Annotated in this window: 22 protein-coding genes; 14 read left to right on the top strand and 8 right to left on the bottom strand. The window is 72.3% G+C overall.

The genetic code is table 11. The annotated features are described in order from the left end of the window. Nucleotides 1-71 precede the first annotated feature (71 nt). On the top strand, nt 72-902 hold the full coding sequence (truA, locus tag ABJI51_RS28330) for a tRNA pseudouridine(38-40) synthase TruA (RefSeq protein ID WP_348954333.1): 831 nt from the start codon (nt 72-74) through the stop codon (nt 900-902). Between the two features lie 49 nt (nt 903-951). On the opposite strand, the gene ABJI51_RS28325 is transcribed toward truA, so the two are convergent. From ABJI51_RS28325 to ABJI51_RS28315, 3 genes are read right to left on the bottom strand one after another with little or no spacing between them, the layout of a single operon-like run. Beyond that, complete coding sequence (locus ABJI51_RS28325) at nt 952-1,671, bottom strand: hypothetical protein (RefSeq protein ID WP_348954098.1); 720 nt, start codon at nt 1,669-1,671, stop codon at nt 952-954. Then, nucleotides 1,668-2,903, bottom strand: coding sequence for a type VII secretion protein EccE (gene eccE, locus ABJI51_RS28320; protein WP_348954097.1), 1,236 nt, complete (start codon nt 2,901-2,903; stop codon nt 1,668-1,670). The genes ABJI51_RS28325 and eccE overlap by 4 nt, the downstream gene beginning before the upstream one ends. Then, the gene (locus ABJI51_RS28315) at nt 2,867-3,721 is read right to left on the bottom strand and encodes a collagen-like domain-containing protein (protein WP_348954096.1); all 855 of its coding nucleotides are present in this window, start codon (nt 3,719-3,721) and stop codon (nt 2,867-2,869) included. The genes eccE and ABJI51_RS28315 overlap by 37 nt, the downstream gene beginning before the upstream one ends. Nucleotides 3,722-3,998: 277 nt before the next feature. Here ABJI51_RS28315 and eccB point away from each other — a divergent pair, with 277 nt between their 5' ends. From eccB to ABJI51_RS28300, 3 genes are all read left to right on the top strand, one after another. Then, nucleotides 3,999-5,630, top strand: coding sequence for a type VII secretion protein EccB (eccB, locus tag ABJI51_RS28310; protein ID WP_348954095.1), 1,632 nt, complete (start codon nt 3,999-4,001; stop codon nt 5,628-5,630). 63 nt (nt 5,631-5,693) lie between these two features. Then, nucleotides 5,694-6,014, top strand: a complete 321-nt coding sequence (locus ABJI51_RS28305) for a hypothetical protein (protein WP_348954094.1) — start codon at nt 5,694-5,696, stop codon at nt 6,012-6,014. Next, nucleotides 6,011-6,970 (top strand): WXG100 family type VII secretion target, encoded by a 960-nt coding sequence (locus ABJI51_RS28300; protein ID WP_348954093.1) that lies wholly within the window; start codon nt 6,011-6,013, stop codon nt 6,968-6,970. Before ABJI51_RS28305 ends, ABJI51_RS28300 begins: the two co-directional genes overlap by 4 nt. Nucleotides 6,971-7,035: 65 nt before the next feature. Here ABJI51_RS28300 and mycP read toward each other — a convergent pair whose 3' ends face one another. Together mycP and eccD are read right to left on the bottom strand one after the other, a co-directional pair. Then, a complete protein-coding gene (gene mycP / locus ABJI51_RS28295) occupies nt 7,036-8,628 on the bottom strand; it encodes a type VII secretion-associated serine protease mycosin (protein ID WP_348954092.1) in 1,593 nt (530 codons plus the stop codon). Nucleotides 8,629-8,648: 20 nt separating this feature from the next. Next, nucleotides 8,649-10,013 (bottom strand): type VII secretion integral membrane protein EccD, encoded by a 1,365-nt coding sequence (eccD, locus tag ABJI51_RS28290; RefSeq protein WP_348954091.1) that lies wholly within the window; start codon nt 10,011-10,013, stop codon nt 8,649-8,651. 364 nt (nt 10,014-10,377) lie between these two features. Between eccD and eccCa the strand changes: the two genes are divergently transcribed. From eccCa to ABJI51_RS28265, 5 genes are all read left to right on the top strand, one after another. Further along, entirely contained in the window at nt 10,378-14,388 is a 4,011-nt protein-coding gene (gene eccCa / locus ABJI51_RS28285; RefSeq protein ID WP_348954090.1) for a type VII secretion protein EccCa, read from the top strand. Nucleotides 14,389-14,494: 106 nt separating this feature from the next. Further along, nucleotides 14,495-16,465 (top strand): type VII secretion-associated protein, encoded by a 1,971-nt coding sequence (locus tag ABJI51_RS28280; RefSeq protein ID WP_348954089.1) that lies wholly within the window; start codon nt 14,495-14,497, stop codon nt 16,463-16,465. 16 nt (nt 16,466-16,481) lie between these two features. After that, the gene (locus tag ABJI51_RS28275) at nt 16,482-16,829 is read left to right on the top strand and encodes a hypothetical protein (RefSeq protein ID WP_348954088.1); all 348 of its coding nucleotides are present in this window, start codon (nt 16,482-16,484) and stop codon (nt 16,827-16,829) included. 255 nt (nt 16,830-17,084) lie between these two features. Then, nucleotides 17,085-17,411: a WXG100 family type VII secretion target gene (locus ABJI51_RS28270; RefSeq protein WP_348954087.1), complete on the top strand. Its 327-nt coding sequence runs from the start codon at nt 17,085-17,087 to the stop codon at nt 17,409-17,411. A 59-nt stretch (nt 17,412-17,470) separates the two neighbouring features. Next, nucleotides 17,471-17,761 carry a WXG100 family type VII secretion target gene (locus tag ABJI51_RS28265; protein WP_348954086.1) on the top strand — a complete coding sequence of 97 codons (291 nt, stop codon included), beginning with the start codon at nt 17,471-17,473 and terminating at the stop codon, nt 17,759-17,761. An 85-nt stretch (nt 17,762-17,846) separates the two neighbouring features. Here the strand turns inward: ABJI51_RS28265 and ABJI51_RS43615 are convergent, their stop codons facing one another. Together ABJI51_RS43615 and ABJI51_RS28255 are read right to left on the bottom strand one after the other, a co-directional pair. After that, on the bottom strand, nt 17,847-18,941 hold the full coding sequence (locus ABJI51_RS43615) for a DUF4333 domain-containing protein (RefSeq protein WP_431605669.1): 1,095 nt from the start codon (nt 18,939-18,941) through the stop codon (nt 17,847-17,849). A 29-nt stretch (nt 18,942-18,970) separates the two neighbouring features. Continuing rightward, the gene (locus tag ABJI51_RS28255) at nt 18,971-19,864 is read right to left on the bottom strand and encodes a hypothetical protein (RefSeq protein WP_348954085.1); all 894 of its coding nucleotides are present in this window, start codon (nt 19,862-19,864) and stop codon (nt 18,971-18,973) included. A 262-nt stretch (nt 19,865-20,126) separates the two neighbouring features. Here ABJI51_RS28255 and rplM point away from each other — a divergent pair, with 262 nt between their 5' ends. From rplM to glmM, 3 genes are all read left to right on the top strand, one after another. Further along, nucleotides 20,127-20,579: a 50S ribosomal protein L13 gene (gene rplM / locus ABJI51_RS28250; protein ID WP_004560141.1), complete on the top strand. Its 453-nt coding sequence runs from the start codon at nt 20,127-20,129 to the stop codon at nt 20,577-20,579. Nucleotides 20,580-20,593: 14 nt separating this feature from the next. Next, nucleotides 20,594-21,091 (top strand): 30S ribosomal protein S9, encoded by a 498-nt coding sequence (gene rpsI / locus ABJI51_RS28245; RefSeq protein WP_348954084.1) that lies wholly within the window; start codon nt 20,594-20,596, stop codon nt 21,089-21,091. A gap of 173 nt (nt 21,092-21,264) precedes the next feature. After that, complete coding sequence (gene glmM, locus ABJI51_RS28240; protein ID WP_348954083.1) at nt 21,265-22,599, top strand: phosphoglucosamine mutase; 1,335 nt, start codon at nt 21,265-21,267, stop codon at nt 22,597-22,599. Between the two features lie 53 nt (nt 22,600-22,652). Here the strand turns inward: glmM and ABJI51_RS28235 are convergent, their stop codons facing one another. Continuing rightward, nucleotides 22,653-23,528, bottom strand: a complete 876-nt coding sequence (locus tag ABJI51_RS28235; RefSeq protein WP_348954082.1) for a cytochrome P450 — start codon at nt 23,526-23,528, stop codon at nt 22,653-22,655. Between the two features lie 30 nt (nt 23,529-23,558). Here ABJI51_RS28235 and ABJI51_RS28230 point away from each other — a divergent pair, with 30 nt between their 5' ends. Both ABJI51_RS28230 and ABJI51_RS28225 read left to right on the top strand, forming a co-directional pair. Continuing rightward, nucleotides 23,559-25,148 carry a fatty acyl-AMP ligase gene (locus ABJI51_RS28230; protein WP_348954081.1) on the top strand — a complete coding sequence of 530 codons (1,590 nt, stop codon included), beginning with the start codon at nt 23,559-23,561 and terminating at the stop codon, nt 25,146-25,148. After that, nucleotides 25,141-25,401: an acyl carrier protein gene (locus ABJI51_RS28225; protein WP_348954080.1), complete on the top strand. Its 261-nt coding sequence runs from the start codon at nt 25,141-25,143 to the stop codon at nt 25,399-25,401. The genes ABJI51_RS28230 and ABJI51_RS28225 overlap by 8 nt, the downstream gene beginning before the upstream one ends. The last annotated feature ends 51 nt before the right edge of the window (nt 25,402-25,452 follow it).

Below are 25,452 nucleotides of genomic sequence, written 5' to 3'. Positions count from 1 at the left end.
TCCTGACGGCCGATTCGACACCGGACGAGCCCGCCACTCCCGCTGGGGAGGGCGGGCTCGTTCGTCTGCGCCTGGACGTCTCCTACGACGGCACGGACTTCTCGGGCTGGGCCCGCCAGCCGGGTCGCCGGACGGTCCAGGGCGTCCTGGAGGAGGCCCTGCAGAAGCAGCCGCCCGGGGCCGCCGTGCCGAAGTCCGTCGTCGTGGCAGGCCGCACGGACGCCGGGGTGCACGCGACCGGCCAGGTGGTGCACGTCGACGTGGTGCCCCTTTCCGCGCCCTCAGGGCGGATTCCCGTGTCCCCCGAGGGCATCCCGGACCTGACCCGCATGACGGGCCGCTGGAACCGCCTGCTGCCGGGTGACGTCCGGGTGCTGAGCGCCCGGGTCGCGCCCGATGGGTTCGACGCGCGGTTCTCGGCGATCCGCCGTCACTACCGCTACCGCGTCTCGGACGCGCCGTGGGGCGTGGACCCGTTGCGCCGCCACGACACCCTGGCCTGGAACCGTCCACTGTCGACGGACGCGATGAACGCCGCGGCGGCGGAACTGCTGGGCCTGCACGACTTCGCGGCGTACTGCAAGCAGCGCGACACGGGCACGACGATCCGCGAGCTGCAGCACCTGGAGTGGACGCGGGTGGACGAGCACCTGCTGGAGGTCCGCGTCTCGGCGGACGCGTTCTGCCACTCGATGGTCCGCAGCCTGGTCGGCGTCCTCCTGCTGGTCGGCGACGGCCGCCGCACGGACAGCTGGCCCGCGAAGGTGCTGGAGAGCGGCATCCGCGACAGCGCGGTGGCCCCGGCCCACGGCCTCACCCTGCTCGGCGTGGACTACCCGCCGGACTCCGAGCTGGCCGCGCGGGCCGAACAGACGAGGAACGTCCGTACCCCGATGTCATGAACGACTCTTTCATGACGTCAGACGCCATGAAAGAGTCGTTCATGACGGGTCAGTCGCCGCGGCGGACCGGGCCGAGGAGCTGCTGCTCCTTGCCCGTCGTCACCAGGCGCAGGGGCCGCCAGAGGTTGCGGCCCAGTGCCACCACCTGGTCGTCCTTCAACGTCGTCAGCTGACGCATCATCTGGGGCGGGAGGCGCCAGAGGCGGGCCGCCAGCTCGGCCTGGCCCGCCGGGAGGCGCTGCATCAGCACCAGGTCGGCCGCGTTGGCCGTCGCGCCCGCCTGCGGGTGCAGGTACGGGAGCACGTACACCGTCGTCTGCCACGGCGAGCGGGGCGGGAACAGGTCCTGCGGGGTCGGGCCGCCGTCGGTCACGACCAGCAGCGGCGCGTCCTCCGACGGCCGCGGCAGCTCGACCGGCGACAGGCGGCGGATCTGCACCAGCGGCGACGGCCGTCCGTCGCGGCTGCCCGCGGCCTGCGACAGCACCTGCCAGGCCGCCGGCCGTCCCGTCGCGACCACGACCCACGCGCCGACCGCCATCGCGCGCATCGCCACCTGGCGGGCCAGGTACAGCCCGCCCACGAGCACGATGCGCGTCGGCGTCGAGCGCAGCGCCGAGATCGTCAGCGGCTCGCCCTTGAGCCCCGAGCCGAGCACGATGCCGCCGCGGTCGCCCGACGGGCTGATCGCGTCGAGCATCGCGGGGTCCACCGTGAACTCCGGCGCCACACCGGTGTTCTGCCCGGCGTCGCGGACGCGGGAACTCATGCCGTACCTCCGATCGGCAGCGTCGCGGCGAACGCGGAGACCTGCAGCCCGCGCAGCGGCGTCAGGTCCACCCCCAGCCGCTCGGACAGGCTCTGCAGCCGCTGGTCGGCGGCGTCGAGCTCACGCGGGTTGCGCGCGCTCAGCCGGACCACGCCACGCAGCCCGATCTTGCCTTCGTCGGACGCCGGGGAGATCGACATCGCGAGTGTCGCCGACAGCGCGCGGACGCTGGTCAGCGCGTTCAGGCTGCCGGTGATCTTGCCCTTCGGCCAGCCGGTGATGGCGTAGCTCGCGTGCCCGATGCCTGCCGCGGTCACCCCGGACCACCGTTCCTGCAAGGTCACCTTGGTGGCCGACCCGGCGACGGCGGTCAGCTCGGCGGCCGAAATGCTCGCCCGCAGCAGCTCGTCCGGGTCGAGCGGCCGCGTCGGCACACCCTGCGACTCCAGGGCGTTGCGCACCCGCGAAAGCGCGCCGATGAGCGCACGGTGGGCGCCGACGACACCGCCGCCGCGTTCCCGGATAGCGGCCGGGCACCGCTTCGGGTCGAGCCGGATGGCAACCCACGTCGTGCGCCGGGCGGCCGCGGGCAGCGGTCCCAGCACCTCCATGTAGGAGCTGAGCGCGGGCGAGTCCGACGGCAGCGCGGCGCTGCCGGGGTAGCAGTGCCAGATCATCTGGATCGAGTCGAGGACCACACCGCGGTCTTCGAGGCACGGCGCAAGCGCCGAAAGCGGCAGGCTCGGCGCCCCGTCGGCCTGGGTGATCAGCGCGGGCGTGGGCTCGACGAGCAGCACCGCGGTCCAGGTGCCGTCGTTCCAGGCGAGCCCGACCTGCTGCCGCTCGTGGTCGACCCCGTGCGCGACAACGAGGTCCGGAACGGCGATCCGCAGCAGGTTCACGCGGGCATCATCCGGCCCGGTGACGGTGGTTTCCTCGGCGGCCAGCTCCTCGACCGTGCTCGGCGGCAGCGGGTTCGCCACCCGGTCGTGGGACCGGAAGGAGTACCGCAGCGTCAGCCCGACCCACTGGGTGAACCAGCGGCCCCGCCACCGCAGCAGAGCGATGATCAGGGCGAGGGCGAGAACGCCGATCCCGACGTACTTGAGCGACATGTCGATGGCGAGCAGGACGAGCCCGACCGCGAGCCCGACCTCGAGCACGACAAGGTTCGCCACGGGCAGCGGCCCGAGGTTCACCCCGGAGGAACGCCGCCGAGCGGGCGGAGCCATCCGGACGGGAGCCGCGGACGCACCGCCGGGGCCACTGTCCGGCCCTTGGGGGCCGCCGGAGCCGGTTCCGCCGGGACCATCGGGGCCGCCGGGTCCACCCGGGCCACCGGGACCGTCGGGGCCACCCGGCCCGCCCGGTCCGCCCGGCCCACCGGCGCCGCCAGGCCCGCCGGGGCCACCCGGTCCGCCGGGGCCGCCGGGCCCACTAGGCCCGCCGGGGCCTCCTGGGCCGCTAGGCCCGCCAGGTCCACCAGGGCCGCTAGGCCCGCTGGGGCCACTCGGACCGCCAGGCCCGCTAGGGCCGCCGGGCCCACCAGGGCCGCCAGGCCCACTGGGGCCGCCGGGCCCACTAGGTCCTCCAGGGCCGCTAGGCCCACTGGGGCCACCGGGCCCACCAGGCCCACCAGGCCCACCAGGTCCACCAGGTCCACCAGGTCCGCCGGGACCGCTGGGCCCGCCAGGTCCACCGGGGCCGCTAGGCCCACCGGGTCCACCAGGTCCGCCCGGCCCACTGGGGCCGCCGGGCCCGCCCGGCCGACTAGGTCGGCCCGGCCCGCCGGGGCCGCCGGGGCCGCCAGGAGTGCTCGGTCCGCCGGGACTACTCGGTCCACCAGGAGCACCCGGTCCGCCAGGGCCGCCGGGCCCACTGGGGCCACCAGGTCCCGCAGGGGCGCCCGGCCCACCGGGCCCACCAGGCACACCGGGACGCGGAGCCACCCCGGGCCGCCCCGGGGCGCCAGGCCCGCCGGGTGCACCAGGAGCGCCAGGTCCACCACCGGGTCCGCCGGGAACGCCACCGGGTCCGCCGGGAACAGCACCAGGCCCACCGGGTCCGCCAGGGCCGCCGGGTCTGCCCGGCCGGGGCGGCTGGCCCGGCTGGCGGCCGGGCGGCGGGGGCCCGGGCGGGCCAGGCGGACGTGGCGGGTTGGTGACGGACATCCGCGCTTTCTCTTCCCCTCGTGCTTGCTGAGTACCCAGAAGCCGGGTCCCGGGGTGTCCGACACTAGCTTGAGTTGGTAGAAACCCCACACCAGACGGTCCCCGTACGGCTATCCTGCGGAACCGTACCGCGACGGGGAGAGCTGTAGGTCGAGAATGCCATCAACACCCACGACTAAGTCTCAGGTCCAGGCGTATCAGTTCGTCCTACGGCGGATGCAGTCGGCGCTGGTCCGGCGGGACGCCGTGATGCTGCACGACCCGATGCGCACCCACACCAGGGCCACGATCGTGGGTGTCGTGCTGGGCGTGCTCGGCATGATCGTCTTCGTGGTGTGGGGCCTGCTGAGCCCGAAGCCGTCGGTGCCCGAATCCGGGAACATCGTGATCGGTGAGCAGTCCGGCACCGTCTACGTCGTGGCGGGCAACCCGAAGAAGCTCATCCCGACCTTCAACCTCGCCTCCGCGCGGCTTCTCCTGCTGGCGCAGCAGAACCAGTCGAGCGCGGGCGCGGCCGGCGGCGCGACGGCGGCTCCGGCGCCCGCCGCCCCGGCAGCTGTGAAGAATCCCACCATCGTTTCGGACGAGCAGCTGGAGTCCATTCCGCGCGACAAACTGACCGGAATTCCGGACGGCCCGCAGCTGATCCCGTCGGATTCCCAGCGAATTTCCCCCAATTGGGCGGTCTGTGACCAGGTTCAGCTCGAGCCGTCGCTGCCGAACCCCGACACGGGCCGGACCAACACCTACGTCTTCGGCGGCGTCGCGCCGAGCGGGCTCGGCAACGAGCTGGGCGAGAACGAGGCGCTGCTGGCGACCGCCGACGACGGCAAGACCTACCTGATCTACCGGCTGCCGAGCTCGCGGAACCGGCCGAACGCCAACACCGTGCGCGCCGAGATCGACGTGAACAACGCCAATGACGCCGTCCGCACGGCGCTGGGGCTGCAGCAGAAGCCGCGGAAGATCACCCAGGGCCTGCTGAACGCGATCCCCGAGGTGCCGAAGCTCACGCCGCCGTCGATCCAGGCCGGGCAGGCCCCCGCGGACTTCGACGGCCTGACCGCGGGCGACGTCTTCGCCACGCAGCCCGCCGGGGCGCCGCAGGAGTTCTGGGCGATCACCACCACCGGCATCCAGAAGGTGTCGAACGCGGTCGCGGACATCATGCGCGTCGCGAAGAACGGCAGCTCGGGCCGGATCCAGACGCTGGGCCTGGACAAGCTGGCCGGCGTCCGCATCCTGCAGCCGGCCGACCCCGACTACATCCCGGTCGACGACTTCCCGCGGTCGGTCCCGACCGTGCTCGACGCGACGAAGAACTCGTCGGTCGCCTGCCTTGGCTGGTCGCTGGTCGGCTCCGGCGCCGATCAGGACGGGCACACGTCGGTGTACGTCGACACGCAGCTGCCCGGCCAGAAGGCCACCGGCGAGAAGTTCGCCATGATGCCGATGACCACGCCCGGCCCGAACCGGGTGCCGATCAACGGCTTCTACCTCAAGCCCGGGTTCGCCGCGGTGGTCCAGTCGGCGACCGGCAAGGCCAGCTTCGGCAAGGGCCAGATCCAGCTGATCTCCGACCGGGGCATCCGCTACAGCGTCCCGGACGCGAGGACCGCGGACGCGATCGGTCTCAACAACCGCCAGCCCGCGCCCGAGTCGATCATCGGGCTGCTGCCCACCGGGGCGTCGCTGAACACGCAGGACGTCCTGCGGCAGTTCGACTCGGTGCCGATCGACCCCAACGCGGGCTCGTTCCCGACCCCGGCGCAGCAGGCGGGGAACTGACCGGAACCGCCGGTCCGCACTGGGCGTCACACGCTCGAGGATCCAGCTGAGAGCGGAGGTGCCGTGGCCGGCTTGAGGATGGACGGCGTCGTCGTCGCCGAGTACGCCAAGACGGCCGAGGCGGCCGCCGACGACCTGGACGCGGCGGCGGCCGGGATCGGGGCCGACGGCGTCTCCGGCGAGTCGTACGGCGAACTCGGCGCCCGGCTGGGGCTCGGCGAGTCGTACGGCCGTGCCGCCGGGGCGTTGCGGCGTCAGCTGGCCGACGGCGCGGAGGCGCTGCGCTCGGCCGCCGAGGCCCTGCGGCACGTGACGGTCCGGCACGGCGGGCAGGACGACGAGGCCGCCGAGCTGATCAAGCGGGCCGGGAGGCTCGAGGGATGACCACCGGGAGTTTCACCCCGCCGGGGGAGGACCTGACGGCGGCCGCCGAGCCGTACCTGGGGTACCTGTCGGACCTCGCGCGCGAACTGGGTGTCATCGACCCGGTCGAGACGTACTTCCGGCCGCTGGTCGGCCGCTGGGCCGACCTCGGCGCCGAAGCGGACCGCCTGCGCGAGGCGGCGTCGGTCGCCGCCGAGGTCTCCACGCGCCTGGACGACCAGCTGGGCCGCCTCGACGCGGGCTGGGAAGGCCGCGACGCGGACGCGTTCGTGGCGTACATCCGGGAAATCGGCGCGGCAGGCGGCGACCTCCAGGAGGCGCTGAACGCACTGGCCGGCGCGCTCGACGAGCTGGTGGAGACGGTCCGCCACATCGTCGTCGACCTGGTCGAGGTGCTGGTGGACGCGGCGGAGCTGACGTCGGAAACGATGCTGCTGCCCAGCGGCGGCAGCAAGCGGGCACGCACGCAGCTGCAGGAGACGCAGGAGTCGGCGAAGGCCCTGCACGAAACGGCGCGCGACGTGCTGGAGGCGTTCGACCGGCTGTGCAACGGCGTCGACGATCCGGACGCGGCGTCCCGCAGCATCGAGATCCGGCACCGCTACCCGCAGGAGCGGTTCAAGCTGCACGACGACGCCCTGACCGAACCGGCGGACGCGGTGATGACACCCTCGTCGACGAGCGACCCCGAGAAGCCTGCCGACGCCGACGACGCCTCGCAGCCACCGGCCCAGGAGCACCACGGCACCACGTCCGGCCTGCCGATGATGCCGATGATGGGCTTCGGCGCGTTCGGCTCGGGCGGCGGTCAGCGACGGCGCCCGGCGAAGACGCGCCCGGTGACGAAGTCCGCGGACCTGCTGGGCGAGCCGGACCTGGTGGCGCCGCCGGTGATCGGGGTCGACGAGAACCCGCCGTCACCGGACAAGAAACCCCCGGCGCCGCCGTCGAAGTAGTCACCCCGAAGCCGTGAATGGCCCATTCCCGGACGCCAAGTCCGGCAATGGGCCATTCACGGCTTTCAGCGATCGGCCGGGCGGTTGCGCCGGATCGTGTGCATCACGAACAGCGTGATCAGCAGCGCCACGAGACCGCCGCCGGTGCCTGCCAGTGCCACGATCACCGGCGTCGAGCTGCGGTCGTTCGCCGGCGGGAGCTGGGCGGTCTGCGGTGCCGCGGCCGGTGCCATGCCGCCCACCTCCGACGGCAGCACCTGCGTCAGCGCCGCGACCGGGTCGATGACCCCGTAGCCGACGTAGCTGTCGCGCCCGCCCGGCGCGGCCGGGTGCTGGGCCGTCTGCTTGATCCGGTTGACGATGCCCTTGGCGTCCAGGTTCTTGTACTTCGCCTTGACCAGCGCCGCGAGGCCGGCGACGTACGGCGCCGCGAAGCTCGTGCCCTGGATTTCGCTGGGCTTGTCGCCGTTTTCGTAGGTCAGGTTCGCCAGGCCGTCCGACCCTTCGGCCGGGTCGAGCGAGATGATCTTCGTGCCGGGCGCCGCGACACCCACCCACGGGCCGTGCACGCTGAACGGCGCCACACTGCCGGACTCGTCGATCGCACCCACCGACAGCACGTCGTCGGCGAACCACGGCGGGGTCACGATCGTCTTCGGCTTCCGCGCGTCCGGCTGGTTGTTCTGCGGGCAGGTGTCGGTGGCGTTGCCCGCCGCGGCGATGATCACGATGTTCTGCGACGCCGCATAGTGCACGGCCGCCTGGACCTGCTGCTCGCCTTCGGTGATCGAGCCGTCCGCGGTCCGGCAGTTGTCGACCGACATGTTGATGACGTCGGCCTCGTGCCGGTCGGCGATGCCGCGGATGATCTGGGCCAGTGTTTTCAGGGTGCCCGCGGTGCCTGCCTTCTCGAGCTGGCGGCCGCCGTTGGACTGCCCGGGAGACGTCCCGTCGCCTTCGCTGCTGCCGCCGCCTCCGCCGCTCGGCGGCAGCGCGGTGTTCGACCCGGACGGTGGCGGGTTGGTGCCGGACGACGACGGCGGAGTGCTCGAGCCTGCCTGCTTGTCCGGCTCGTAGTTCTCGCTCAGCTGCCGGTAGGACACGATCGTGGCGTCCGGGGCGACACCGATGAACCCGACCTCCGGGTTGTCGGGCTTCGCCGCGATGATGCCGGCGACCTCGGTGCCGTGGCCGTCGCAGTCTTCGAGCCCGTCCTGCTTGCCGTTCGGTTTCGCGACGTACTCGCCGCCGGACAGGAGCCGGTTCTGAAACCACGGGTGGTGGGTGACGCCGGTGTCGACCACGGCCACCTTGATTCCGCCCCCGGCGCTGCCGGTGGCCGCCTTGACGATCTCCTGTGCCTTCGCGATCTGCAGGTAGTCCTGGCCCCACGGCCGGTTCTTCAGCACGATGTTCTGGCCGAGGACGCTGCGCTGGACGCAGCCCTTGGTCTGCTTGTAGGCCTTGTCCGGCTGCCGGGAGTCCGGGAGCAGCTTGGACATGTCGACCGGCGGCGGGGTCGCGAAGTAGCCGTCCGCCGGCTTGGTCTGTGCCTGTGCCGGCACCGCCCCGCCGAGCGAGGCGAGGACGCCGATCGTGCCGGCGAACACGGCCGTCGTGGTGCGGCGGGTCAGGCCGAAGGGACGTCCTGCTGCCATCCGAGATTCACCCGATCCGGTCACTTGAAGTTCAGGTGCCGCAGGGTGGTGTAGAGGTCCATCACACCCAGGGCGAGCGGGAGCACGGAGGCGATGCAGATCGCTTCGATGATCTCCACCGTGCGCCGCAGCGGCGGCGAGAAGCGCTGGTTCGGGAAGATCACGCCGACCACGAGCGCGCCCGCGGCGAGCAGGATCAGCACCCCGAAGACGTAGAGCAGGCGGTTCTCGGCGCTCGCCGAGACCAGCCAGCCGACGGCGATGCCGGTGGCCGAGACCAGGCCGGTGGTCAGCAGGGCGATCGCCTGGCTGCCGTTGGCGTACGCGCGGGCGCGCAGGAGCAGCACGAGCGTCGCGACGACGCCGAGGATGATCCCGAACGCGCCGGGCGCGGTCGCGGCGATGATCGCGGAGATCGCGACCGTCGCGCCGCAGCCGACCATCAGGCCGGTCATGTAGTTGTGCGCGACGGCGGTGCGGCGCTCGATCGCCCGGTAGTCGGGGAAGCCGGAGTCTTCCTTCAGCTCTTCGGCGTTGCTCGGCACGTGCGGCAGCGGCAGCTTCGCGAGCCAGATCGTGGCGCGCGGCAGGATGGAGATGCAGGCCAGTGCGACGGCGACCGTGCCTGCCGCGATCCCGGCCGCCGGGTGCGCGACGAGCGTGCCGAACAGGAAGGCCAGCGCGCCGAAGGTGCCGGCGGTGGCCGCCGCGATGAACGTCGTGATGCCCGCGCCGATGACCAGGATGCAGACCGACGCGACGATGATCACCAGGACCGCGCCGAGCAGCAGGTTCGCCCGCAGCGACAGCCCTGGCACGATGTAGAAGCCGCTGACGAACGCCAAAGGCAGGCCGCCCGCCGCGGCGATCAGCACGCCGGTGGCCTCGGCCTGGTACGCCTTGGCGAGCGTCGCGCCGACCGCGACACACGCGATCGCGCCGATGCCGCCGGCGATGGCGGCCCCGAGCGCGCTGCCGCCGTAGAAGGAACCGCTCATGAACAGGGCGACGGCGGCGGCGACCAGCGCCAGCCCGCCGGCGATGTGCCCGAACCGGTTGGCGGTCTCCTTGGTCCAGGGGCGGAAGCTGTCCGGAGTGGACTCGGCGATGGCGTCGACGACGTCGTCGTACAGCGGCGGCGGCGGGTTCTCGTTGCGCTTGCGCAGCTGCAGCAGCTCACCGTCGACGACGCCGAGCGAGGCCAGCGTCCGGCTGGGGTCGAGCGGGGCGTCCCCGAGCTTGGCCAGCGCCCAGCCGCCGTGGCGGGCCCCGCCGTCCGGCGAGGTCTCCTTGGCCATGTCCAGCAGCATCGGCAGCAGATCGGCCACCGCGACGTCGGCGGGCAGCGCCACGTCGATCCGGGTGGACGGCGCGACGACCGTCACCCTGCTGAAAACTGTCGTGCCCGTAGCCACCGCACTGCCCCCGCTCTGATGAGACTGCTCCCGGGGGAACTTATACCGAACGGCGGCGCGGGCATCACCGAACGTCCGAAAATCACCGGCAGCGGCAGGTGGGGGCTGGTCGCGACCGCCGTACGCCGGCACCCCTCCGCCGCAGCTCACCGGCCGGACGCGGCGATTACTGTCGGTGCCCCGCCGTACACTCGCCAGGCGAGGCAAGCACCACGCTCACGAGGGCGGTTACGGCATCCGCCGGAATTCCCCCGCGGCGTTCGATAGGTTGATGCGCGCACCTTGCGCACCAACGCGGTGGCCGCCATCGTCGAGTTTGAAGAGGGGTCCTTCGATGAGCACGCTGCAGTTCAAGAAGTCGCCGCGGCTGGCGGCACCGCGTCCGCCGGGCGGTGAGGTGCACCTGGAGCCGCCGCCCGAGGTGCCCCGGGTCATTCCCGGGAACATCGTGATGAAGGCGCTTCCGGTCGTCATGATCGTCGCGTCGCTCGGGATGATGGTCTTCATGTTCCAGGCCAGCAACCGGAACCCGATGATGATGGCCATGGGCGGCATGATGGTCGTCGGGACGCTGGGGATGATGGCCGGCGGCGGTGGCAAGGGCGGCGGTGCCAAGCGCGCCGAGATGGACGAGGACCGCAAGGACTACCTCCGCTATCTCGGCCAGATGCGCGACCGGGCCCGCGAGGCGATGGTCGACCAGCGTGCCGCGCTCGAATGGGTGCACCCCGACCCCCAGTCCCTGTGGTCGCTGGCCGCCAGCCGCCGCATGTGGGAGCGCCGCCAGAACGACCAGGACTTCCTGCACCTGCGCGTCGGGCGCAGCTCGCACCGCCTCGCGACGCGGCTGGTCCCGCCGCAGACCGGGCCGGTCGACGAGCTGGAGCCGATCGCCACCCTCGCGCTGCGCCGGTTCGTGCGCGCGCACTCGATCGTGCCGGACCTGCCGACCCAGATCACCCTCCGCGGGTTCGCCGCGGTCAGCATGCAGGGCGACCGCGCGCTGACCCGCGGCCTCACCCGCGCCATGCTCGCGCAGCTGGTCACCTTCCACAGCCCCGACGACGTGCTGATCGCGGTCGCCACCGCGGGCCGCGCGAAGGAGGAGTGGGAGTGGGCGAAGTGGCTGCCGCACGTCCAGCACCCCACGCTCGCCGACGGCATCGGCCAGCTCCGCATGATGGCCGGTTCGCTGGCCCAGATCGAAAACTGGCTCGACGAAGAACTGCGTGACCGCCAGCGCTTCTCCCGCAACGCCACCCCGGCGCCGGACCAGCCGCACGTCGTGATCGTCATCGACGACGCCGAGGTCACCCGCGAAGAGCAGATCATCCTCGAGGAGGGCCTGGTCGGCGTCACGCTGATCGACCTGTCCGACTCGATCGGCAACCTCGCCGCCCGCCGCGGCCTCCGCTTGGTCGTCGAGGCCGAGCGGCTCGGTGCGCGCAGTGCCGGCGGCGTCGAGTGGTTCGGCCGCCCGGACACCCTCAGCCTGGTCGAGACCGAGTCGCTGGCCCGGCTCATCTCGCCGTACCGCGTCGGCGGCGCCGCCGGCCAGGACGTCGGCGACGAAGAGCCGCTGCTGTCCAACCCGTCGCTGCTGGAGCTGCTCGGCATCCCGGGTGACCCGATGACCTTCGACGTCCAGCAGGCGTGGCGGCCGCGGCCGATCCGCGACCGCTACCGCGTCCCGTTCGGCGTCGGCGAGTACGGCCAGCCGGTCGAGCTGGACATCAAGGAGGCCGCCGCCGAGGGCATGGGCCCGCACGGCCTGTGCATCGGCGCCACCGGTTCCGGTAAGTCCGAGTTCCTCCGCACCCTGGTCCTGGGCCTGCTGGCCACGCACTCGTCGTCGACGTTGAACTTCGTCCTCGTCGACTTCAAGGGTGGCGCGACGTTCCTCGGTCTCGACAAGGCCCCGCACGTCTCCGCGGTCATCACCAACCTCGCCGACGAGGTCACGCTGGTCGACCGCATGAAGGACGCGCTGGCGGGCGAGATGAACCGGCGCCAGGAGGCGCTGAAGAACGGCGGCAACTTCAAGAACGTCTGGGAATACGAGAAGGCCCGCGAAAACGGCGCCGACCTCGACCCGCTGCCCGCGCTGTTCATCGTCTGCGACGAGTTCTCCGAGCTGCTGAGCGCCAAGCCCGACTTCATCGACCTGTTCGTCGCCATCGGGCGGCTGGGCCGGTCGCTGCAGATGCACATGCTGCTCGCGTCGCAGCGCCTGGAAGAGGGCAAGCTGCGCGGCCTGGACTCGCACCTGTCGTACCGGATCGGCCTCAAGACGTTCTCCGCGGCCGAATCCCGCGCCGCGATCGGCGTGCCGGACGCGTTCGAGCTGCCGTCGGTGCCCGGTGGCGGGTACCTCAAGTACGACACCTCGACGCTGGTGCGGTTCAAGGCGGCCTACGTCTCGGGCCCGTACCGCCCGGCAGGCATCAAGGCGGCGGGCCCGGCGGCGACCGTGGTCCGCGCGGACAAGCGGCCGCAGCTGTTCGTCCCGGACTTCGTCGAGCTGCCGAAGGAGCCGGAGCCGCAGCAGATCGAGGCGCCGGTGCAGCAGCAGGCACAGTCGGAAGAGGCGGTGGAACCGTCCGAACTGGACGTCATCGTCTCGCGGCTGGTGGGCCAGGGCCCGCCGGCACACGAGGTGTGGCTGCCGCCGCTGAAGGACCCGAACTCGCTCGACACGCTGCTGCCGAACCTGAACCCGACCGACGACCGCGGCCTGTCCCCGGTCGGCTTCTTCGGCAACGGGCGGCTGCAGGTGCCGCTGGGCATCATCGACCGGCCGTACGAGCAGCGGCGTGACCCGCTGTGGGCGGACTTCTCCGGTGCGGCCGGGCACGGCGTGATCGTCGGCGGGCCGCAGTCGGGCAAGTCGACCATGCTGCGGACGCTGATCATGTCGATGGCGCTGACGCACACCCCCGAGGAAGCGCAGTTCTACTGCCTCGACCTCGGTGGTGGCACCCTGGCGGGTCTGGCCGACCTGCCGCACGTGGGTGGCGTCGCGGTGGCCCGGCGCGAGCCGGACAAGGCCCGCCGGATCGTGGCCGAGCTGACCACCCTGCTCACCGAGCGGGAAGGCCGGTTCGGGGCGATGGGCATCGACTCGATGACCGAGTTCCGCAACCGCAAGCGCCGCGGCGAGATCCGGCCGGACCAGGACCCGTTCGGCGACGCGTTCCTGGTCGTCGACAACTGGCGGGCCCTGCGCGACGACTTCGAAGAGCTGGAAACCACGATCACCCGGCTCGCGACGCAGGGTCTGTCCTACGGCGTGCACGTCATCGTCGCCGCCAACCGGTGGGCCGACATCCGCCCGGCGATCAAGGACATGCTGGGCACCCGGTTCGAGCTGCGCCTCGGTGACCCGACCGAGTCGGACATCGACCGGCGCGTCGCGGTCAACGTCCCGCCCGGCAGGCCGGGCCGCGGCCTGACCCGCGAGAAGCTGCACATGCTCGGCGGCCTGCCGCGGATCGACGGGTCCAGCGACCCGGAGACGGTGGCGGCGGGCGTGGCCGACGCGGTGGCGAAGATCAAGGGTGCGTGGCGGGGCCGCGTGGCGCCGCAGGTGCGCCTGCTGCCCGAGATGATCACCTACGACGAGGTGCTCAAGCTCGACACCGCCCGCGACTCCAAGCTGATCCCGATCGGGGTCAACGAGGAGGACCTGCAGCCGATCTACCTCGACTTCAACGCCGAGCCGCACTTCTACGCCTTCGCCGACGGCGAGTCGGGGAAGACGAACCTGCTGCGGCAGATCGCCCGGGGCATCTCCGAGCGCTACACCGCCAAGGAAGCGCTCATCCTGCTGGTCGACTACCGGCGCACGATGCTCGGCTTCATCCAGGGCGACTCGCTGCTCGGCTACGCGGTGTCCGCCGCGCAGCTGGAGAGCATGATCGGCGACGTCTTCAACTCGATGACGCGGCGCCTGCCTGGCCCGGACGTCACGCAGGAGCAGCTGAAGACGCGGTCCTGGTGGAAGGGGCCGGAGCTGTTCATCCTGGTCGACGACTACGACCTGGTGGCGACGTCGACGAACAACCCGCTGCGGAAGATCTCCGACTTCCTGCCGCAGGCCAAGGACGTCGGCCTGCACCTGGTGGTCGTGCGCCGCACCGGTGGCGCGAGCAAGGCGATGTACGACCCGATCATCGGCAAGCTCAAGGAGATCGCGGCCCCCGGCATGGTCATGAACGGTTCCCGCGACGAAGGCGCGCTGGTCGGCAACATCAAGCCGAGCGCGATGCCGCCGGGCCGGGGCAACCTGCTGACCCGCAAGTCGGGCAAGCAGCTGATCCAGGTGTCGTGGATCCAGCCCGACTGACGACGGCGGCCGGACGCGCTCCCGGCGGGGTGGGTAGGTTCCTCCCCGGGAGTGCGTCCCGGCGGCGGGGCGCGGGGGATCGCGACGAAAATTGCGGGAGCTGCTGGTGACGGTCCGGGTTGCGGTGGACTTCGGGACATCGAGCACCTGTGTCGTCGCCTCGGTGAACGGGCGCGAGCCGCAGGTCGTGGTGATCGACGGCCAGCCCCTGATGTCCTCGGCGGTGTACGCGGCGGCCGACGGCACGCTGTTCGTCGGCCAGGAGGCCGAACGGCAGGCCGCGGTCGACCCGTCGCGGTACGAGCCGAACCCGAAGCGGCGGATCGACGAGGGTGAGCTGCTGCTCGGCGAGAACGTCCTGCGGGTGACCGACGTCGTGCACGCCGTGCTCGGCCGTGCGGTGTCCGAAGCACGCCGCCTGGCCGGGGACGCCGAGGTCGACCTGCTGGTGCTGACCCACCCGGCGGACTGGGGCGCGATCCGCACGCGGCTGCTGAGGCAGGCCGCCGGCGGGCTGGCGCGCGAGGTCGCGCTGGTGCCGGAGCCGGTTGCGGCGGCGGTCTACCACGCGGCGACGTTCGCTCCGCAGGACGTGAAGAACGACCGGACCGTGGAGTTCAGCGGCCGTCCCGGTGACGCGCTCGCGGTGCTGGATCTCGGCGGCGGCACGGTCGACGTCAGCGTGGTGCGGCGGCTGCCGCCGGACGCCGCGCGGGACCGGGCCGGGCGGCCGCAGCGCGGCGGGTTCCAGGTGCTCGCCACCCGCGGCGACCCCGGGTTCGGCGGCGCGGACATCGACCAGGCGCTGCTGGAGCACGTCGGCTCGCTGGTGTCCGCGGCCGACCCGGAGGCGTGGCGCCAGCTCGTCGAAGGCCGCGAGCTGGTGGACCGGCGACGGCGCCGCGTGCTGCGTCAGGACGTGCGGGGCGCGAAGGAGACGTTGTCGCGGCACGCCTACACCGACGTGCCGATGCCGCCGCCGTTCGCCGACGCGCACGTCACCCGCGAGGACCTCGAACGGCTGATCGCGAACCCGCTGGGCCGCGCGGTCGAGCTGACCGTGGCCGCGATCGGCGACGCCGGCCTGCGGCCGAAGCAGCTCACGGCGATCTTCCTCGTCGGCGGGTCGAGCCGGATCCCGATGATCTCGCGGCTGGTGCACGAACGCACCGGGGTCGTGCCGACGAGCCTCGACCAGCCCGAGACGGTCGTCGCCCGCGGCGCGCTGCGGGCCGTGCTGGTGGACCCGGACCGCACCGGCGCGCTCCCCGGCGAAGCGATGGCCCGGATGGGCGCGGCCCCCGGTGGCACGCTCGCCCCGGCAGCCCAGCGCACGGAGGTCGTCCGCCCCGGCGACGTCGCCCCGCGCCCGGTGCCGCCGCGTGCGCCCGGCTCGTTCCCGAACCGGCAGGCACCGCCGCCGCCCGGGCCGCAGGGCGCCCGGCCGTGGACGCCGCCCGCCGGGCAGCCCGCGCCGTCCGGCCCGCCCGCCGCCCGGCCCGCCGCGGCGCCCGGGAAGCCGAAGAGCCGGGGCAAGCTGTGGGGACTGGCCGCCGGTGCCGTGGTCGTCGTGGCCGCGCTCGTCGTCGGCGGGATCTTCGTGTTCGGCGACCGCGGCGGCCAGGCCGAAAGCGGCCGGACGCTCTCGCAGTACGACTACCGGTTCGTCGCGCCGGAGGACTGGGTCCAGACCGACGACCGGGTCGCCCAGAAGCAGGTCGTCATCCACCCGCAGGAGTCCCGCGACGGCAACGACCTGCTGGCCGTGCAGGAGATCGTCATGGACTACGACGCGACCGCGGACCCGCAGAAGCTCGCCGACGAGCTCCGGAAGGGCGCGGAACGGGAGCCGGGGCGCTGGAGCGGGTTCGACCCCGCTGCTTCCTACGCCGGCAAGTCCGTCATCTTCTACCACGAGGTCAAGCCGGACCGGCCCGACATCCAGGTCGACTGGTACGTCGTCGCAAAGGGCAAGGTCCGCGTCCACGTGGGCTGCCAGTACGCCACGGCCGCGCTGCGGGACCGGGTGTCGGCCGCCTGCACGCAGGCCGTGCGCACGGTCGAGATCGTCAACTGAGAACAGGAGGCACGCGGTGCCGTCCGAAGAGTTCGAAAGCGCCGCGGCGTCCTTCAGGCGGGCCGGGCAGGACGCGGTGACGCATGCGCGGCGCGTCGCCGGGAACGCGCTGGCGCGCAGCCGCCGACGGCACAGCGAGAACGCCGAGCTGCTCAAGCAGAGCGGGCGCGGCGCGAAGTCCGGCGATCCGACGCCGGGCACGCTGCGCGCGGCCGCCGAACGATTCCGCCGCGCCCGCGGGCTGGCGGTTCCCGCGGTTCCCGATCCGGTTCCTTCGCGTTCGCAATCTCCGGTCCGCGCCCCTCGATCGGGTGATGAGGACGAAGACTTTTCCCAGATGCGAATCATGAAACGCGATCAGTGACGCGGCGCCGCCGGTCGCTGTGCGCGTGCTAATCCCGCTGGTGGGCAACGCTTTTCCGGGTGACGTGTCGCCGGTTCGGGGTCATTGCCGGACACGCGCGGCGACCGGTTCCGGGGCCGGGCGTTCACGCAAGCAACTACTTCCGGGCAAACCACGACAAGGGGGAACCGGACGTGGCAGTGTCTGCGTCGTAGGGCCGTACGAACGAACAAGCCGAGTACGGCCAACCACCACTCTTATGAAGGGGGTACCGGTATGAGCGCCGGCCAGGGATTCCAGGGAACAGTTGCCCAGTTCACCGATGCCGAGGGCAAGGTCACCGAGGTGCGGGCCCAGATGGACCAGAACCTCTCGACGCTGCGCGACCGCATCGAGGCCACCCGTGCCGGCTGGCAGGGTGAGGCCCAGAAGGCTTTCGACCACGTGATGATGCGGTTCGACGAGGACGCCCGCGGCATGGCCCAGGCCCTGCAGCGCATCGGTGAGCTCCTCCGCGAAGCCGGTTCGAAGTACGAGCGCTCCGAGCAGCAGCAGCAGGAAATCCTGAGCGCCGTGAACAAGGGCTTCGACGCGCTCGGCTGAGCCCGTCCCTGAACTTTCCTTTCCTCCAACCGACTTTCTGAGCACAAAGGGAGCACATCATGCCTGACGCCGGCATTGTCGTCAATTACGCCACCATCCGCGCCGCTGCTGACGACTGCCAGCAGACCGGGGGCGAGCTGCAGGCCGCCTTCGACCGGCTCAAGGACGACCTCAAGCCGCTGGTCACCACCTGGACCGGTGCCGCGAAGGAGCAGTACGACGCCGCCCAGCGCACCTGGGACCAGAAGTTCGAGGACCTGAAGCAGGTTCTGGCGCAGATCGCCGCCGCCCTGCCGCAGATCGCCGACGGTTACCAGCAGACGGACAACGCCGTCGAAGGCCTGTTCTGAGCCGGTAGCCCCGGAAACCACGGCGGGCCCGCACTCCGGTGCGGGGCCCGCCGTTTTCCGTTACAGGGCAGGAAATGTGGGGAGGTCAGTGCGGCGCACCGACCTCGTACTCGGGCCGGTCGTTGAGAACCCGCACGGTCACCTTCTTCGGCTGTCCCCCGATGCTGACGGTGCAGTCGAAGGTGGTGCCGTTCTCGGCGGCCTCGTTCGCCGGGCACTGCGCGTTCTTCACGTCGGGCTCGCCGTAGCTCTCGTTGAGAACCTTGACCACACCGTCCTGAAGGGACTGTTGGTCGAGGACATCACCGCGGAAGGCGCCGAACAGCCAGGCAGCGCCCCCGCCAAGGGCGAGAACTAGAACGGCGGCCCCGGCAATCAGCAAGGGCTTCTTCGACTTGGGGGTCTTTTCGGGCTCCGCGGCAAAGGCACCAAGCCCCCCGTACTGCGACGGCTGGAACCCGCCACCGAACTGCGGCTGGGGCTGCCCGTGGCCGGGCGTCGCCGTCGGAGACGCGGCGGGAACCGGCTGGGACGGCGGCTGCCACGGCGAGTTGCCCGGCTGTGCAGTTTGTGTCGCCGCTTGCCACGAGCCCGCGCCCGGTTGCTCGGTCGGGGATGGCTGCCACGCCCCGGCGCCCGGCTGTTCCGGCTGGGATGGCTGCCACGGTCCCCCGCCTGGCTGCCCGGCCTGCCACGAGCCCGCGCCCGGCTGCTCGGCCTGGGAAGGCTGCCATGCTCCGTCGCCCGGCTGAGGCTGCCCCGGCTGGCCAGGCTGCCAAGGCCCGCTACCCGGCTGCCCGGGCTGCCCCGGCTGCGACGCTCCGCCGCTCGGCTGGCCCGGCTGAGGTTGCCCCGGCTGCCAGGCCCCGCCGCTCGGCTGGCCCGACTGAGGCTGCCCCGGCTGGCCAGGCTGCCAAGGCCCGCCACCCGGCTGCCCGGGCTGTCCCGGCTGCCAGGGCCCGGAGAACGAGCCACTGGCCCCACCCTGCCCCGCACCCCACTGTCCCGTGTACGAGCCGGTCGCCGTGCCAGGGTCGGCGTTCTGCTGCCACTGTCCGGCGTGCGGGCCGGTCGCCTGCTGCTCGGGCTGCCACGCGCCCGGCGCACCCGGCTGGGAAGTGCCCTGCGGGTTCGCGTCCGGCTGCCACCACTGCGGCTGCTGTTCGGGCGGCTGGGTCATCGGAGATCACCTCGGGTCGTCATCACGCCTCAGCTGCCCTGCGCTTCGCCGAGCCGTCGGTAGAACTCGTTCATCGCCGCCCGGTCGGGCAGCACCGTGATCTGGGCCGCGTCCGGCAGCTTCGGCATGTCCTGCAGGCTTGCCCTGCCGGTGAACTTGAACTCGTACTTCAGCTCGATCTGGTGACCGTCGCCGGAGAACTTGGCCTCCATCGCGAACGACACCAGGCTGCCGTCCGGGTTCAGCGTGATCGTGGCGGGCACCATCGCCTTCTTCAGCTCCGGGCCGACCTGGTCGACCAGGCTCTGCGGCAGGATCTCGACCTTGTTCTTGACGAAGATCCCGAACGGCACGTTGACCGTGAGCGCCGTCTTGCCGTCGCCGAGGCTCTTCGCCCCGCGGACCGCGCGCTTGTCGGCCTGGTAGGCGTCCACCGTCGAGTCCGCCATCCGGCACGCCGTCATCACGCCGACCCACACGCACGGCTGGACCAGGCCCGCCTCGGGCTTCGGCATCGACACCCACGCCGTCGGCGAGACGCCCTTCTGGACGTAGACCGGGCCCAGGTACGTGTACTCGACCGTGCCGTCCGCGGGCGTGTACGTGTCGATGATCTCGTCGGGGTTCTTCAGCGAACGGTGCCGCACCACCCGGCTCTCCGGGTTCCCGGTGCGGGCCGACGTCACGACGCTGTGGATCCACTTGTCGTCGAACTTGAGGTACGCGTCGAGGGAGTTGGTGACGTCGCGGTTGCCGGTGATGGCGTCGTCGAGCTTGCGGATGACCTGCTCGAACTTGGCGCCGACGTAGTCGGCCGCGTCGTCGCCCTTCGGCAGCGCGGTGCCCGCCTTCGCCTGCCCGCAGGCACTGGCCAGTGCCAGGACGGCGGCCAGCACGAAGATCGCCGTCGGTCGTTTCCTCATCGCCGTCCCCTGCTCGCGTGTGCCCGCCCGGATGCCCCCATCCTCGCGTGTCGCGGCGGCGCTTGCAGGCGATTCGGCGGGAAAACCGGGTAGGATCCCGGCTGCGCCCGGGCCGCTCGAAGCCTAGTATGGCCACCTCAACCCACCCCGATGCACGACCGCGGCAGGCGTGGGGGTATCTTCATATGTCGTTGTGCGCTGCGGCGCGTAAGCGCTAGGCCCGCACAGAACCCACACGCAATGTTGACGACGAGGTAGACCCTTGCCCACGTACAGCCCCAAGCCCGGCGACGTCACTCGTGCCTGGCACGTGATCGACGCCGAGGATGTCGTGCTCGGAAGGCTGGCGACCGAGGTCGCCACGCTGCTGCGCGGCAAGCACAAGCCGACCTACGCCCCGCACGTGGACACCGGTGACTTCGTCATCATCGTCAACGCCGAGAAGGTCGCGCTCACCGGTAACAAGCGCGAGCAGAAGTTCGCGTACCGGCACAGCGGTTACCCGGGCGGTCTGCGGAAGCGCTCGTTCGGCGAGCTGCTCGACACCAAGCCCGAGCACCTTGTCGAGAAGGTCGTCAAGGGCATGCTGCCGAAGAACAAGCTCGGCCGCGCCCAGGCGAAGAAGCTGAAGGTGTACGCCGGCCCGCAGCACCCGCACGCCGCGCAGCAGCCGCAGGCGCGCGAGATCACCAAGATCGCGCAGGTCGCGCAGTGAGTGAGGAACAGTCTGTGACCAGCACCGAGACCGAGATCCCCGAGGTCACCGAGCTGTCGGAGGCGACCGAGGGCGCCGTCGCGACCAGCGAGACCCCCGCCGCGCCGCGTCCGTCGCGGGCCGCGGGCGGCACCGCCCAGACCGTCGGCCGCCGCAAGGAGGCCGTCGTCCGCGTGCGGGTCGTCCCGGGCACCGGTGAGTTCAAGCTCAACGGCCGCTCGCTCGAGGAGTACTTCCCGAACAAGGTGCACCAGCAGCTCATCCGCGAGCCGCTGGTCACGGTCGAGAAGCCGGACTCGTTCGACATCTTCGCCAACCTCAAGGGCGGCGGCGTCTCCGGCCAGGCCGGTGCGCTGCGCCTGGCGATCGCCCGTGCGCTCGTCGAGGTCGACGCCGACGACCGCCCGGCCCTCAAGAAGGCCGGCTTCCTCACCCGTGACGCCCGCGCCACGGAGCGGAAGAAGTACGGCCTCAAGAAGGCCCGCAAGGCCCCGCAGTACAGCAAGCGCTGATCGCGCCCTGCGGCGCAACCACCGGAGCGCCCATCCGTCCATCGGATGGGCGCTCCGGCGTTTTCCGGGGGTTCTGTGTCGTTTTCGCTGTTCGGAGCGACATCCAGGGGTGGGGGAGCGCGGTCCGTCAGGATCGCTAGGTTGTCGTGGTGTTCCCACAAGGAGGTCGATCGATGGCACGCCTGTTCGGTACCGACGGGGTCCGTGGCCTGGCCAACGCCGAGCTGACGCCGGAGCTGGCACTCGCGCTGGCGGCCAGCGCCGCCCGCGTGCTCGCCGCGCACGACCGCTCGCACCGGCCGGTCGCCGTCGTCGGCCGTGACCCGCGGGCCAGCGGCGAGATGCTCGAAGCCGCGGTCGTGGCGGGGCTGACCTCCGCCGGGGCCGACGTGCGCCGGGTCGGCGTCCTGCCCACCCCGGCCGTCGCCTACCTGGTCGGCGCGCTCGACGCCGACCTGGGCGTGATGATCTCGGCGTCGCACAACCCGATGCCCGACAACGGCATCAAGCTCTTCGCCGCGGGCGGGCACAAGCTCCCCGACGGCATCGAGGACGAGATCGAGGCGGGCCTGTCCGCCGACGCGGTCCGCCCGACCGGCGCCGGCGTGGGCCGGGTCACCGACGTCGAAGACGCGCTCGACCGCTACGCTGCCCACCTGCTCGACGCCACCCCGCACCCGCTCGCCGGGCTGAAGGTGGTCGTCGACTGCGCCAACGGCGCCTCCTCCGCGGCCGCGCCCGAGGTCTACCGCCGGGCCGGCGCCGAGGTCGTCGCGCTGCACGCCGACCCGGACGGCATCAACATCAACGAGCACTGCGGCTCCAACCACCCCGCGAAGCTGCGCGAAGCGGTCGTCGCCCACGGCGCGGACCTCGGCATCGCCCACGACGGCGACGCCGACCGCTGCGTGGCCGTCGACTCCGCCGGCGAGCTGGTGGACGGCGACCAGATCATGGCGGTGCTGGCGCTCGCGCTGGCCGAGTCCGGCGAGCTGACCAAGGACACCCTGGTCGCGACGGTGATGAGCAACCTCGGCCTGCACCTGGCGATGAAGGCGCACGGCATCCACGTCGTCACGACGGCGGTGGGCGACCGGTACGTCCTCGAGGAGCTGCGGGCGAGCGGTTTCGCACTGGGCGGCGAGCAGTCCGGCCACGTCGTGCTGCCCGCCCACGCGACCACGGGCGACGGCCTCCTCACGGCGCTGCGCCTGATGAGCCGCATGGCCGAGACGGGCAAGTCCCTCGCCGACCTGGCGGCGGTGATGAACCGGCTGCCGCAGGTCCTGGTCAACGTCCCGGTCGCGGACAAGGCGGCGGTCGCCGGCTCGGCCGAGGTCCGCGACGCGGTCGACGCGGTCGAGGCCGAGCTGGGCGAGGAAGGCCGGGTGCTGCTGCGCCCGTCCGGGACCGAGCAGCTGGTCCGCGTGATGGTCGAGGCGCCGGCCCAGTCGACGGCCCAGGCCGCGGCGGACCGCCTGGCCGGAGTGGTCTCGGCGGTTTCCTGAGTCTGCCGCAGCTTGTCGTGAGTGGTAATTCGCGTTAGAACCCTAATTACCACTCACGACAACTCGACCCACGCCTGAGCCAGGCCGTGGAACACCGGGTGGGTCTTCCACGCCACGTCACTGACCCGGCAGCCCCGTTCCAGCACCTTCGCCAGCGCGCCGAGCGCGATCTCCGCCTCGGCCAGTGCCACGCCCGATCCCGGGCACGCGTGCGGGCCGAGGCCGAACGGCAGGCCGTCGGCCAGGGAGATCGCCACCGGGCCCTCGGCGCCGAAGCGCAGCACGTAGCGGGCCGGGCAGATCGACGTCACCTGCGCACGGACGCTGCCCGCAGCCGCGCCGGACGCCAGCTCCAGCCCGGCGCAGGCCAGGAAGTTCAGCGAGTTCTCGTACGCCGCGTGCGCCAGGACGACCGGGGTGAACGTCAGCTCGTCGTCGTCGAGCCGTCCGGCCGCGTGCGCCGCCCGCAGTGCCGTCAGGCCGCCCGGGCCCGCCGGAAGCCGGCTGAGCTGCACCGCGAGCCGGAACGCCGACGCCTGCCCGGCCCGGTCGGTGCCGCCGAAGACGTCGAGGTTGGCCGTCGTCGCCTCGAGGTGGTCGAAGAAGACGTCGTCGAGCCGCACGCCCAGCACCGCGGCCGTCACCGCACCCGCGACCGGCCGCGCGAAGTCGCGCACCAGGTCGAACGACGGGCCCAGCCCGGCCACCCCCTGCTCGATCCCGGAGCGCAACGCGTCCGGGAACGGCTCCAGCCCGGCGATGATCTCCCGCAGCACCGCGCGCACCCGGGCGTGCTCCTCGCCGTCGCGCAGCAGCAGGCTCGGCGAGCCGGTGCCGGGGTCCGACGTCAGCTCCGGCGCACGCAGGGCTCGCGCGGCCGCGTCGCGGCCGGTGACCACGCCGATCCCGTGCCGTTCGAACTCGTCCATCGGGGCACCACGGTAGGGCAGGATGGGCCCGTGCCGCCCGCAGCCGTCCCCGACGAGGTCCTGACCACGCCGTTCACGGACTACCTGCTCCGCAACGCCGCCGAAGACCGGCCCGCGTTCACCTGCCGCACCTTTCCCGGGCCCGTCGACGACACGCTCACCTGGCCGCAGCTGCTCGGCCGGGTCCGCGGGGTCGCCCGCGAACTGCGCCGCCACACCCGGCCGGGTGACCGGGTGGCGATCGTGGCCCGCCAGGACCTCGGTTACGTCGTCGCCTTCCTCGGCACGCTCTACGCCGGGCTCGTCGCCGTCCCGCTGTCGGTCCCGAGCGGCCGCACGCACCGCGCCCGGCTGGAGGCCGCCTTCGCCGGCGCGACGCCGTCGGTGGTCCTGACCTCGAAGAAGCTCCTGGAGAGCACGACGGCGCTGGCGGGACGCCCGGACGTCGTGCTGGCGGTCGAGGACATCGCGGCCGACGACGCCGAGTCACCCGCCCGGGTGGCCATGACCGACCCCGCCTACCTGCAGTACACGTCGGGCTCGACGCGCCGCCCGGCCGGCGCGGTCATCTCGCACCGCGCCCTGGTGGCCAGCTGCTGGCAGACCACGCGGTGCTACCACGCCGACGCGTCGACGCCGCTGGCCGGCTGGGTCCCGTTCTTCCACGACATGGGCCTGGTCCTGCTCATCGCCACGCCCGTGTTCCTCGGCTCGCGCTCGGTGTTCTTCACGCCGATGGAGTTCGTGCGCGACCCGCTCCGCTGGATCCGGCTGCTGGCCGAGCACCCTGGCGTGGTCAGCGCCGCCCCGAACTTCGCCTTCGACCTGGCCGCCGAGGCGGCGGGCGAGCTGGACGACGTCGACCTGTCGGCCGTCAACTCCCTGCTCAACGGCAGCGAGCCGGTCCGCGCGGCGACCGTCGAGGCGTTCGCCGGGGCGTTCGCTCGCTTCGGGCTGCCGCGTGCGGCGCAGAAACCGGCCTACGGGCTCGCCGAGGCGACGGTGTTCGTCACCAGTGCGGGTGACGAGGGGCCGACGATCACCGCGTCGGACAGCGGCGAGCCGCTGGTGTCCGTGGGACGGCCGTACGGCCAGCAGATCCGCATTGTCGACAAAGAGACCGGGCGGCTGCGGCCGGACGGCGAGGTCGGCGAGATCCAGGTGTCCGGCCCGAACGTCGCCGACCGCTACTGGGGCCAGGACGTCCCGCTGGCGCCCGGCGGCTGGCTGTCCACAGGGGACCTCGGCTTCGTCCACGAAGGACTGCTGTACGTCGTGGGCAGGCTCAAGGACCTGATCATCGTCGACGGCCGCAACCACCACCCGCAGGACATCGAGGCCACGGTGGCGGCCGCGCACCCGGCGATCCGGGCGGGCCGGGTCGCCGCGTTCGCCGTCCGGGACGGCCGGGGCGAGGGCGTCGCCGTCGTCGCCGGCTGCACGGCGCCGGGCGAGCCGGTCGAGACGGCGGTGCGGCGGGCCGTCTCGGCGGGCCACGACCTGCCACTGCGGGCGCTGTGGCTGGTCCCGCCGGGCACGGTGCCGCGGACCTCCAGCGGCAAGGTCGCCCGCGCCGCCGCCCGCGACCGCTGGTGGGGCGAGAATGGGCGCCATGGCTGACCCGGCAGGCTACGTCGACGAGATCCGGCGGATCATCAGCTTCGCGCTGGAGATCCCGCCCGAGCAGCTCACCGACACGACGCCGTTCGACGACCTCGGCATGACGTCCCGGCAGCGGATCCAGCTGCTCTCCCGGGTCGAGGTGGCCTACGGGGTGTCGGTCGACGTGGACGAGCTCGAGCGGCTGGTGGACATCCGCGGCGTCGCCGAGGTGATCGCCGAGGCGGTCGAGGCGCAGCACGCCCGCGGCTGAGCCCCGGTGGGTGCACTTCGGCGAAGCGCAGGTCGGCCATCCGGCCGAACG

It is taken from the genome of Amycolatopsis melonis (assembly GCF_040064235.1).
Taxonomy (GTDB): Bacteria; Actinomycetota; Actinomycetes; order Mycobacteriales; family Pseudonocardiaceae; genus Amycolatopsis; species Amycolatopsis melonis.
The sequence above is the reverse complement of the archived record's forward strand: the minus strand, read 5'-3'. Positions and strand labels throughout refer to the sequence as shown.

Bases quoted from the DNA above. Each gene is read 5' to 3' on its own strand.
- ABJI51_RS28225 (WP_348954080.1), top strand. From the start codon at position 25,141: ATGGCTGACCCGGCAGGCTACGTCGACGAGATCCGGCGGATCATCAGC.
- glmM (WP_348954083.1), top strand. From the start codon at position 21,265: ATGGCACGCCTGTTCGGTACCGACGGGGTCCGTGGCCTGGCCAACGCC.
- ABJI51_RS43615 (WP_431605669.1), bottom strand. From the start codon at position 18,941: ATGACCCAGCCGCCCGAACAGCAGCCGCAGTGGTGGCAGCCGGACGCG.
- ABJI51_RS28325 (WP_348954098.1), bottom strand. From the start codon at position 1,671: ATGAGTTCCCGCGTCCGCGACGCCGGGCAGAACACCGGTGTGGCGCCG.
- eccE (WP_348954097.1), bottom strand. From the start codon at position 2,903: ATGGCTCCGCCCGCTCGGCGGCGTTCCTCCGGGGTGAACCTCGGGCCG.
- eccB (WP_348954095.1), top strand. From the start codon at position 3,999: ATGCCATCAACACCCACGACTAAGTCTCAGGTCCAGGCGTATCAGTTC.
- ABJI51_RS28300 (WP_348954093.1), top strand. From the start codon at position 6,011: ATGACCACCGGGAGTTTCACCCCGCCGGGGGAGGACCTGACGGCGGCC.
- eccCa (WP_348954090.1), top strand. From the start codon at position 10,378: ATGAGCACGCTGCAGTTCAAGAAGTCGCCGCGGCTGGCGGCACCGCGT.
- mycP (WP_348954092.1), bottom strand. From the start codon at position 8,628: ATGGCAGCAGGACGTCCCTTCGGCCTGACCCGCCGCACCACGACGGCC.
- ABJI51_RS28270 (WP_348954087.1), top strand. From the start codon at position 17,085: ATGAGCGCCGGCCAGGGATTCCAGGGAACAGTTGCCCAGTTCACCGAT.
- ABJI51_RS28265 (WP_348954086.1), top strand. From the start codon at position 17,471: ATGCCTGACGCCGGCATTGTCGTCAATTACGCCACCATCCGCGCCGCT.
- ABJI51_RS28255 (WP_348954085.1), bottom strand. From the start codon at position 19,864: ATGAGGAAACGACCGACGGCGATCTTCGTGCTGGCCGCCGTCCTGGCA.
- ABJI51_RS28235 (WP_348954082.1), bottom strand. From the start codon at position 23,528: ATGGACGAGTTCGAACGGCACGGGATCGGCGTGGTCACCGGCCGCGAC.